This window comes from Clostridium sp. SGI.024 (assembly GCF_050315195.1).
Lineage (GTDB): Bacteria > Bacillota > Clostridia > Clostridiales > Clostridiaceae > Clostridium.
The window spans coordinates 1-2,520 of record NZ_JBNPON010000128.1 but is presented as its reverse complement, the minus strand read 5'-3'; the positions used below and the strand labels follow the sequence as shown (position 1 = coordinate 2,520).

The window sequence follows — 2,520 nt, the reverse complement described above, 5'->3', positions numbered from 1 at the left end:
TTATTGGTCAAGCCCTCGACCTATTAGTATCAGTCAGCTAAATATGTTACCACACTTACACCTCTGACCTATCAACCTTGTGTTCTTCAAGGGGTCTTACTAGCTTATGCTATGGGAAATCTCATCTTGAGGGGGGCTTCACGCTTAGATGCCTTCAGCGTTTATCCCTTCCCGACTTAGCTACCCAGCCATGCTCCTGGCGGAACAACTGGTGCACCAGAGGTCAGTCCATCCCGGTCCTCTCGTACTAAGGACAGCTCCTCTCAAATTTCCTACGCCCGCGACGGATAGGGACCGAACTGTCTCACGACGTTCTGAACCCAGCTCGCGTGCCGCTTTAATGGGCGAACAGCCCAACCCTTGGGACCTACTACAGCCCCAGGATGCGACGAGCCGACATCGAGGTGCCAAACCTCCCCGTCGATGTGGACTCTTGGGGGAGATCAGCCTGTTATCCCCGAGGTAGCTTTTATCCGTTGAGCGATGGCCCTCCCACGAGGTACCACCGGATCACTAAGCCCGACTTTCGTCCCTGCTCCACTTGTGGGTGTCGCAGTCAGGCTCCCTTCTGCCTTTGCACTCTACGAACGATTTCCGACCGTTCTGAGGGAACCTTTGGGCGCCTCCGTTACATTTTAGGAGGCGACCGCCCCAGTCAAACTGCCCACCTAACAATGTCCTGTCACCAGATTCATGGCGTCCAGTTAGAATCCCAATACTATCAGGGTGGTATCCCAAGGTTGACTCCACTAAGGCTGACGCCCTAGCTTCTCAGTCTCCCACCTATCCTGTACAGACAATATCGAAACTCAATGCTAAGCTACAGTAAAGCTCTACGGGGTCTTTCCGTCCAATCGCGGGTAGCGAGCATCTTCACTCGCACTACAACTTCGCCGGATTTGCAGTTGAGACAGTGCCCAAGTCATTACGCCATTCGTGCGGGTCAGAACTTACCTGACAAGGAATTTCGCTACCTTAGGACCGTTATAGTTACGGCCGCCGTTTACTGGGGCTTAAGTTCACACCTTCGCTTGCGCTAAGTGTTCCCCTTAACCTTCCAGCACCGGGCAGGCGTCAGCCCCTATACATCAGCTTACGCTTTAGCAGAGACCTGTGTTTTTGCTAAACAGTTGCTTGGGCCTATTCTCTGCGGCCTGCTCTCGCAGGCACCCCTTCTCGCTAACTTACGGGGTCAATTTGCCTAGTTCCTTAACTGCAATTCTTCCGATGGCCTTAGGATTCTCTCCTCATCTACCTGTGTCGGTTTGCGGTACGGGCACTACTTCTCTCTCTAGATGCTTTTCTTGGAAGCAGGGAATCAGATACTTCAGCCTTAATGGCCTTCCCCATCACACCTCAGGATTGTTAAGACGGATTTGCCTATCTTAACTCCCTAAATGCTTAGACTAGCATTTCCAATCGCTAGCACATCCTATCCTTCTCCGTCACACCATCGATAATAACGATAATAGTGGTATTGGAATATCAACCAATTGTCCATCACCTACGCCTTTCGGCCTCGGCTTAGGTCCCGACTAACCCTGGGCGGACGAGCCTTCCCCAGGAAACCTTAGATTTTCGGCCTGTAAGATTCTCACTTACATCTCGCTACTAATGCCAACATTCTCACTCGTAATCAGTCCACCGCTCCTTACGGTACGACTTCAGCCCGATTACGACGCTCCTCTACCGCTCAAGTAAACTTGAGCCCGTAGCTTCGGTGGTAAGTTTGAGCCCCGGACATTTTCGGCGCAGGATCTCTCGACTAGTGAGCTATTACGCACTCTTTAAATGAGTGGCTGCTTCTAAGCCAACATCCTAGTTGTCTTAGAAATCCCACATCCTTTACCACTTAACTTACACTTTGGGACCTTAGCTGACGATCTGGGCTTTTTCCCTTTTGACCACGGATCTTATCATTCGTAGTCTGACTGCCGGACTAATAGTATATGGCATTCGGAGTTTGATAAGGTTCGGTAAGCGATATGCCCCCTAGCCCATTCAGTGCTCTACCTCCATTACTCATATCCGACGCTAGCCCTAAAGCTATTTCGAGGAGAACCAGCTATCTCCGAGTTCGATTGGAATTTCTCCGCTATCCACAGCTCATCCCATGCTTTTTCAACAGCAACGTGGTTCGGTCCTCCACGGGGTTTTACCCCCGCTTCAACCTGGCCATGGATAGGTCACCCGGTTTCGGGTCTACGGCATGCAACTAGTCGCCCTATTAAGACTCGGTTTCCCTTCGGCTCCGTACCTTAAGTACTTAACCTTGCTACATACCGTAACTCGTTGGCTCGTTCTACAAAAAGCACGTCATCACCCTCATAAGGGGCTTTGACCGGTTGTAGGCACACGGTTTCAGGTTCTATTTCACTCCCCTCCCGGGGTTCTTTTCACCTTTCCCTCACGGTACTTCTTCACTATCGGTCATCAGGTAGTATTTAGCCTTGGGAGGTGGTCCTCCCTGCTTCCCACAAGGTTTCACGTGTCTCGTGGTACTCTGGATCAGAACTTGAT

General features: G+C 51.1%; 1 rRNA gene. It reads right to left on the bottom strand.

The features are described from left to right. Positions 1–3: 3 nt before the first annotated feature. Positions 4–2,520: ribosomal RNA gene (locus ACQRD5_RS16975) — 23S ribosomal RNA — on the bottom strand; the annotation flags it as partial.